The sequence below is a fragment of the Bacillus sp. AY2-1 genome, assembly GCF_008368965.1.
In the GTDB taxonomy this organism is placed as follows: Bacteria; Bacillota; Bacilli; order Bacillales; family Bacillaceae_G; genus Bacillus_A; species Bacillus_A thuringiensis_S.
In genome coordinates this window covers 1-6,719 of the sequence record NZ_QPEL01000237.1, presented here as the reverse complement: position 1 = coordinate 6,719, position 6,719 = coordinate 1, and the positions used below count along the sequence as shown (strand labels likewise).

Genomic DNA, 6,719 nt, shown 5'->3' with positions numbered 1-6,719 from the left:
TCATCATTACAATGCTTTTTCTGAGAACTCCAATCATCATCACAATGATGCTTTTCTTTAGATTTCCACCAATCATCACAACAATGCTTTTTCTGAGAACTCCAGCAATCATTTTTCCAAGACATTCATTTCTACCTCCTTTCAATAGTGTTCATATTATTCTATGTTTTAATAAAAAAATGGCTTGTTTATTAACCTACTATTTTATCTTTATATGATAGAGTGTTTTCTACTCGATATAGAGTTCATACAAACCATGCTAATTTTTAAGAGATAGTGGAGAGAACTACTACTAGTTATGGTGTTTTCCAATAAACATTTGTTGAAGAAAGCGTTCTGATTACAAATAATATCTTATTTTCGAGTACGCTTTTTTAAATGTATATTTCACAATGAAAAATGGGAAATCCACAAATAAAGTCTATGTATATGTGAGTTAATGGAAAAATCTAGTGTGTTTTTAAGGAGCGTCTTATTTAAAAGAAAAAAGATTTGTTTTAGAAAGTGGTGTCTAAACATTAAATGGAGTAGGACTAAATTCACGGCCGCTCATTAAACAAGCTTTTAATTAGGAGAAGTCTGTTTTTATAATGAATAATGAAAAGAAAGTATAGTACAATTGTTTGTTTTTTTCTTTTTATGTGTTTGCCTCGTACCCTTTTAAGCTAGTGGACATACTTTACTAATAGAAAGGATTAGGGGGTGAGGTATTGGGTTCTCGATTTAATAATTGTAAAAAGAAGTGTACATGTAAACAAGATGATTGTTGGGAAGTATTCGAAGAGTGTAAAAAAGAACAGCATGAGAAATGTGATAATTCTTGTGTACAAGGAATTAGAGATGAACTTAAGAAATTAATTAATCGAACAGTTCAAATTAATACAGAGGGACGTACTTATGTAGGTACTGTTTCGTCTGTAAGTTGTGATCTAGTTAGGCTTGCGGCTATTCCTGGATCGGTTGGAGTAATTATTTCCATTTGTAAAATTGAAGCAATTTTCCCACCTGTTACAACGGTTACTGCTGACTTTGATTTTAATGGTATTGATGTAGCAAACAAAGCATAATTATGCTGCTTTTTTGTAAAGCCATTCACATGAATGGCTTTATTTTAATTTCATATAAAAGGAGAATATATTCTTTATATAGAAATAAGTTTCAGGTTATAAAGCATGATGTATGAAAGGAGCAAGGAAGTGATTAAACTAGAAAGCTTTAAGAAATCTGATTTTAAACAATTAATAAATTGGATTAACTCCGAAGAATTTCTAATACAATGGTCAGGAAATGCATTCACATTCCCTTTAGACGAACAGCAATTAGAGAAGTATATAGAAAGTGCAAATACACTCGCTTTCAAAGTGGTAGATGAAGTGACTTCAGACGTTATTGGTCATATTTCGCTTGGGCAAATAGATAATATTAATAAGTCCGCTAGAATTGGAAAAGTATTAGTTGGTAATACGAAGATGAGAGGACGTTCTATAGGAAAACATATGATGAAAGCAGTACTTCATATTGCTTTTGACGAATTAAAACTACATAGGGTAACTCTTGGTGTGTACGATTTTAATACATCGGCCATTTTCTGTTACGAAAAAATAGGGTTTGTAAAAGAAGGCTTATTAAGAGAGTCAAAAAGAGTAGGAGAAACGTATTGGAATTTATGGGAAATGAGTATGTTAGAATATGAATGGAAGAAGTAGCAACAATAGTTATTTATAATTATATTATGTTAACAAAAGGGGCTTGGTGGGTATAGTGGATAATAAAACAAAAATAATTTCAATTGCAGCTGTTTCAGGGGGAGAGCTAGTATATTAAAACTGACAAAGAAACCATTTTTGAAAAAGGCCCACCTGCATTGTTTCTGAGGAATAAGAGGGTGAGCCCTAATTAAACGAAACTGAATGAATCTGTAAAAATTGTAACTAAAGTATGCATCAACAAGGTATTGAAAGGGATGAATAGTAAGCTTTACAGATTATTCCATATGTAACAAAACTGGTTAGCTTCTGATTTAAGCGCTACTAAATGATTATTATTAATAGAGTTATTCGTATACATTCTGTTCTTTTGGATGTTAAGTACCGTATAATTCACATCGTTTCGTTCATTTGAAAATGTTGATTCATTTAATAGTGTAAGTGTCGAGTTAATGTTGTATTTATCAATTCGCTCTTTTTTTCCTTTGAAAAACAGTTTGATAAGATGTGGCTCATTATTAATGAATAAGCCAAGTTCAGGTGATGAACGGACGATTAAATCATCTGATTTCCAATGTGATTTACCTGGATCAAACCAGGAGATGTCTTTATTTTTAATGAATTTTTTGTATTGCTTTATAACATCAATGTAGTTTTGTTTTTTTTTCTGATCAACCGTTTGTACTAATGTTTCGAAACATTCAAAAGGTAGTTTGTTTTGATGAAATTTAATAACAGTTTCTCGTAATTGTTTCCAGTAATCAAAAGCTGGTTGATATTCAGGTTGGGATTTTAGATTTTTTATAAAGTTTGTTTTAGCTGTACTACCTTTCAGTGTGAAGTCTAAAAATTGTGTAAGCCCTACTTTAATTTCTGTCATATTACATCACCCTTCCAAACATTATTCATTTAATAATAGACGAAATACCCTACATTTTTAAAGAAATGAGCTAGATGCTAGAAAACCTAATGTCCATGCACGATAGATACGGGAAAGCCAATCCGTAAGTATAAATGATGGACCATCCAATTGAAGATAAATTAGATAATGGTTACCAGGTGATAGGTTATTAATATAATCGGATAGTGAGGCGAGTTTAAAAGATAACAATATAGATTATTTAGCTTGGATTTGAGAAAAAAGTGCATGGGAATAAAGAGGGATATAGGGAAATGGGCTCTCATCAAAAAATATAAGTTGGTATCAGTATACCGTAGAGAATGAGTGTATAGAACATACAAGTAAAAGTATTGGCTAGCACACTTAAAATAAGCCGTATAAAAAGTTAATCATCGTGTGCTTTGATTATATAATGTCGGCGAAATAAATAGTGTGAAGGACAGCGATCTTAACAAGTGTTTCATGTAACGTTCATGTACTTTAATTTTTTATAATTAATCAAATTTGAATTTTGTTTGTTGTTAAGAAAAGGTGAGAAGAAAATAAAAAAAGAGGGCTAATGCCCTCTTTTTTTATTAATTTGGTAATTAATCACAGATTGGTATCCCAAGCACTCTTAGAGCTAATGCTACTTGAAGGGAAATCTCTAATCTAGCAATTTCAATACCAGCTACTGAAAGAACTAAAAAAGGTTGTCCGTTTACAAATACAACGCAACTATCCATAGTTAAGCCTCCTTTCTAGTAATCTACTATAGTATATGAATAGAACTTTAATATGTAATAGTTAAATTGTTGGATTTAATAGAATTAATAGATTAACCCATTTAAACTAAACAAACGAACACAACGAACGGAAACAGAGATGGATGTATGCCTCGAAAAACATAGGTTTTAAGACATGGGATATGAAATTCATCATATTGGTCAGCTGTCTATATGGGCGAGGCAGTTAAACTTGCAACCAGTTTCAGCAAATTTAATTGGAAGAGGATGATAGAATTAAAAACCGACTTGCATCTCAAACGCAAGTCGGTTTTTATATATAAGAAGATTTCTTAATTGAAATCCTCGGATTTTTTCTGACGTATATGTAAAAACATTAAGGTGGTAATGATTAAAAAAATCATTATAGTTTGTATAATTAAATTTTTAAACTGAAGCAATATTGTCCACGATGTAAGGGTGTCTTTAAAAGCTTGGAGTGCAGAGTACGAGGAAGGATCAAAACCATACTGTAGCAACTTTTTTGTTTCAATAAATGAAATGTTTTCTTCATCTGCATCTAATATTACTGAAATTAGTCTAGTATCTTCAAGTTTTGCTGTACTGACAAAACTATAATTACCATTAGTTGAAAAACTAGTTTGTAAGCCATCAACACCTTGAAGTTTAATGTTTTCATTAAGGGAATATATCATTTTATTCGTATTGAAAACCTGGGAATCTTTGAAGGAAAATTGGTAAGAGGTTAGTTTCGTAATATTCAATACATCTGGAAAATCTTTTATTAATCGTGCTGCTAATTTAGCTGCGTCTATTGCTGTTATAGTTGATTGTTTATTTGTATCATTATTAATTCCAGTAGAGTTTAGAAATGGAGATGGTTGTAATAACTTTAGTTCTTTTGCTTTTTTATTCATTAATACTGTAAAGTTATCTTCATTTCCAGCAATGTGTTCTGCAAGAGCGAGTGCAGAACGATTATTCCCTGCCAGTAGCAATGCATGAAGTAAATCACGAACCGTTGTTTTATCATTCGATGTTACTTGTATAGGGCTTGTTTCTACTCGGAAAACTTCGTTACTTATTTGTACGAAGTCATCTAACTGTATTTTTCTATCATTTAGTTGCTCCAATACGATATATTCTGTCATTAATTTAGATAAAGCAGCTGATTGTACTGGAGTTTCTTCATTTTTTTTATAAACAATTTCACCTGAATTAGCATTTATTAAGATAGCTGATTTAGCTTGAATAATCGGACCATTTACATAAAGGTAAAAATATAAAACGATAAGTGCAGTAATGAAAAAAGATAATAATAAAATAGCGAATTTTTTTAAGAATTGCATAAGCGATCCTCCTATTATGACATCAATAATAGTATTGTAAAAAAGAATGCTTAATTAGGAAGAAAGAAAAGGTAAAGAATTTCTAAAGAATTATAAAGGATTATTAATTTTTTGTAATTAATGGAAAAAGTTCAATTTCTTATATGATAAGAAATTGAACTTTTTATTTGTGATATTAACCTTTGTAGGGGAGTAGTTTTACAGTGAAAGTTGTTTTTTCGTCATCACTATATACTTCAATTGTTCCTTTATGCAATTCGACTATACTTTTTGCAATTGCTAATCCAAGTCCAGATCCACCAGTGTTTGTAGAGCGCGATTTTTCAACGCGATAAAAACGTTCAAAAATATGAGGTAAATCCGTACTAGGAATAGGTTGTCCGTAATTTGTTATATCAATTGTAATCATATTATTGCTTTCATAAGCAGTAAGGTCAATATAGCGACCTTCGCTTCCATAAGCGATAGCGTTTATAATAAGATTTTCAAACACACGCACTAATTTGTCACCATCAGCTAATACCATGAGCTTTTGAGATGGGAAAGAAGGTCTACATTCTATATTAGCTTCTTGAACCTGTATTCGGAATTGAACAGTTAATTGTCCAAGTAACTCTACAATATCAATGGGGACAGAATACAAGCTTAACTCTTTATTTTGAACACGTGTATATTCGAACAAGTCATTCATTAATGCATTAAGACGAGTTACTTTATCATAAATGACTTGAATATAGTATCGCAATTCCACTTCATCTCTATAATTATCATGATGAATTAAATTTACGTATCCAACTATAGAAGTAAGGGGAGTACGTAAATCATGTGATACATTTGTAATAAGTTCACTCTTTGCTTGTTCCGCTTGTCTTTCTTCATCAATTGAGACTTTTAATTGTTCAACAATTTCATTGACCCCGATTGCTAACTCTTCCAAATAATTATGATTTACAACAGAAACTTTATGATTGAAGTTTCCATTTGCAATGTAACGAATTTCTTCTATCATTTTTTTTATACAAGTTTCATAGTAAAGTTTTCTCTCGTGACGATAAAAAATGTAAAGATAGGATGAAAAAATAGAAAATAAAAACAAATAAGAAACAATCATCATCCATAAAGATTCTTTAACCCCTTTATACTTTTCATAACCAAAAATTCGAATGAATTCTTTACCGAGTTCGGTTAGAGTAAGTGAACTTTCAATTACACTCGTAACGAGGCGATAAATAATTAATTCAGTAATAGGAGTGAGTGTGATAGCTAGTAAGAGCCAAAAAATAAGTTTCCATTTAGGGATATCTTTTAATATATCAAATGCTTCATTTCTCAATTTTATAGCCAACTCCCCAAACAGTGTGAATAAATTTTTCTCCATTCATTACCGTTTCAAGTTTATCCCGTAAGTTGCTAATATGGACCATTACCGTCTTATTTGAACCGTAACCATCTTCATTCCAAACGCGTTCGAAAATTTCTTCTGAACTAAATACTCTTCCTGTATTACTCGCAAGTAAATATAAAATATCGAATTCAATAGAGGTTAGTTTAATATACTCTCCATTTACTTTAACAGTATGATTATGTTTGTGTATTTCAACAGAGCGAATACGAATAATACCATCTTCATTCTTTTGCGAAGTAGCATTTTGGAAAGATGATCTTCGTAATAAAGCTTTCACTCTAGCTACTAATTCTAATGGATTGAATGGTTTGATCATATAATCATCGGCACCTGTCATAAGACCTAATATTTTATCCATATCTTCTGCTTTTGCACTAAGCATTAGAATTGGTACAGTATTATTTTCACGTACTTCCTGACAAACTTCTAATCCGTTTCGTTTTGGCATCATAATATCCAAAATCATAAGGTCAACTTCATATGTAGAAACCTTCTGCAATGCTTCATCGCCATCATAAGCTTTATAAATGTTATAGCCTTCATTTCGCAAATAAACAGCAAGTAATTCAACAATTTCTTTATCATCATCAATAATTAATATGTTTTTATTCATTTTGTAGTTCCTTTCCTTAC

The 6,719-nt window shown here is 30.9% G+C and carries 7 protein-coding genes and 1 pseudogene; 3 read left to right on the top strand and 5 right to left on the bottom strand.

The window, feature by feature from the left end; translation table 11 throughout:
* Nucleotides 1-710: 710 nt before the first annotated feature.
* Nucleotides 711-1,067, top strand: coding sequence for a hypothetical protein (locus DN403_RS29550; RefSeq protein ID WP_000535572.1), 357 nt, complete (start codon nucleotides 711-713; stop codon nucleotides 1,065-1,067).
* 105 nt (nucleotides 1,068-1,172) lie between these two features.
* A complete protein-coding gene (locus tag DN403_RS29545) occupies nucleotides 1,173-1,706 on the top strand; it encodes a GNAT family N-acetyltransferase (RefSeq protein ID WP_000990084.1) in 534 nt (177 codons plus the stop codon).
* A gap of 271 nt (nucleotides 1,707-1,977) precedes the next feature.
* On the opposite strand, the gene DN403_RS29540 is transcribed toward DN403_RS29545, so the two are convergent.
* Together DN403_RS29540 and DN403_RS29535 are read right to left on the bottom strand one after the other, a co-directional pair.
* Complete coding sequence (locus DN403_RS29540; protein WP_000136050.1) at nucleotides 1,978-2,586, bottom strand: hypothetical protein; 609 nt, start codon at nucleotides 2,584-2,586, stop codon at nucleotides 1,978-1,980.
* Nucleotides 2,587-3,194: 608 nt separating this feature from the next.
* Nucleotides 3,195-3,332, bottom strand: a complete 138-nt coding sequence (locus DN403_RS29535; protein ID WP_000376554.1) for a DUF3956 domain-containing protein — start codon at nucleotides 3,330-3,332, stop codon at nucleotides 3,195-3,197.
* A gap of 181 nt (nucleotides 3,333-3,513) precedes the next feature.
* On the opposite strand from DN403_RS29535, the pseudogene DN403_RS29530 reads away from it, so the two are divergent.
* Nucleotides 3,514-3,603, top strand: a pseudogene (locus tag DN403_RS29530) (DinB family protein); the annotation flags it as partial.
* Nucleotides 3,604-3,664: 61 nt separating this feature from the next.
* Here the strand turns inward: DN403_RS29530 and DN403_RS29525 are convergent.
* The 3 genes from DN403_RS29525 to DN403_RS29515 all read right to left on the bottom strand — a co-directional run bounded on the left by DN403_RS29525 (nucleotide 3,665) and on the right by DN403_RS29515 (nucleotide 6,699).
* Nucleotides 3,665-4,681, bottom strand: a complete 1,017-nt coding sequence (locus tag DN403_RS29525) for a D-alanyl-D-alanine carboxypeptidase family protein (RefSeq protein WP_149186060.1) — start codon at nucleotides 4,679-4,681, stop codon at nucleotides 3,665-3,667.
* A gap of 175 nt (nucleotides 4,682-4,856) precedes the next feature.
* The gene (locus tag DN403_RS29520) at nucleotides 4,857-6,014 is read right to left on the bottom strand and encodes a sensor histidine kinase (protein ID WP_001243314.1); all 1,158 of its coding nucleotides are present in this window, start codon (nucleotides 6,012-6,014) and stop codon (nucleotides 4,857-4,859) included.
* Nucleotides 6,004-6,699, bottom strand: a complete 696-nt coding sequence (locus DN403_RS29515; protein ID WP_001038808.1) for a response regulator transcription factor — start codon at nucleotides 6,697-6,699, stop codon at nucleotides 6,004-6,006. The genes DN403_RS29520 and DN403_RS29515 overlap by 11 nt, the downstream gene beginning before the upstream one ends.
* Nucleotides 6,700-6,719: the final 20 nt, after the last annotated feature.

Bases quoted from the DNA above. Each gene is read 5' to 3' on its own strand.
- DN403_RS29515 (WP_001038808.1), bottom strand. From the start codon at position 6,699: ATGAATAAAAACATATTAATTATTGATGATGATAAAGAAATTGTTGAA.
- DN403_RS29525 (WP_149186060.1), bottom strand. From the start codon at position 4,681: ATGCAATTCTTAAAAAAATTCGCTATTTTATTATTATCTTTTTTCATT.
- DN403_RS29540 (WP_000136050.1), bottom strand. From the start codon at position 2,586: ATGACAGAAATTAAAGTAGGGCTTACACAATTTTTAGACTTCACACTG.
- DN403_RS29535 (WP_000376554.1), bottom strand. From the start codon at position 3,332: ATGGATAGTTGCGTTGTATTTGTAAACGGACAACCTTTTTTAGTTCTT.
- DN403_RS29545 (WP_000990084.1), top strand. From the start codon at position 1,173: ATGATGTATGAAAGGAGCAAGGAAGTGATTAAACTAGAAAGCTTTAAG.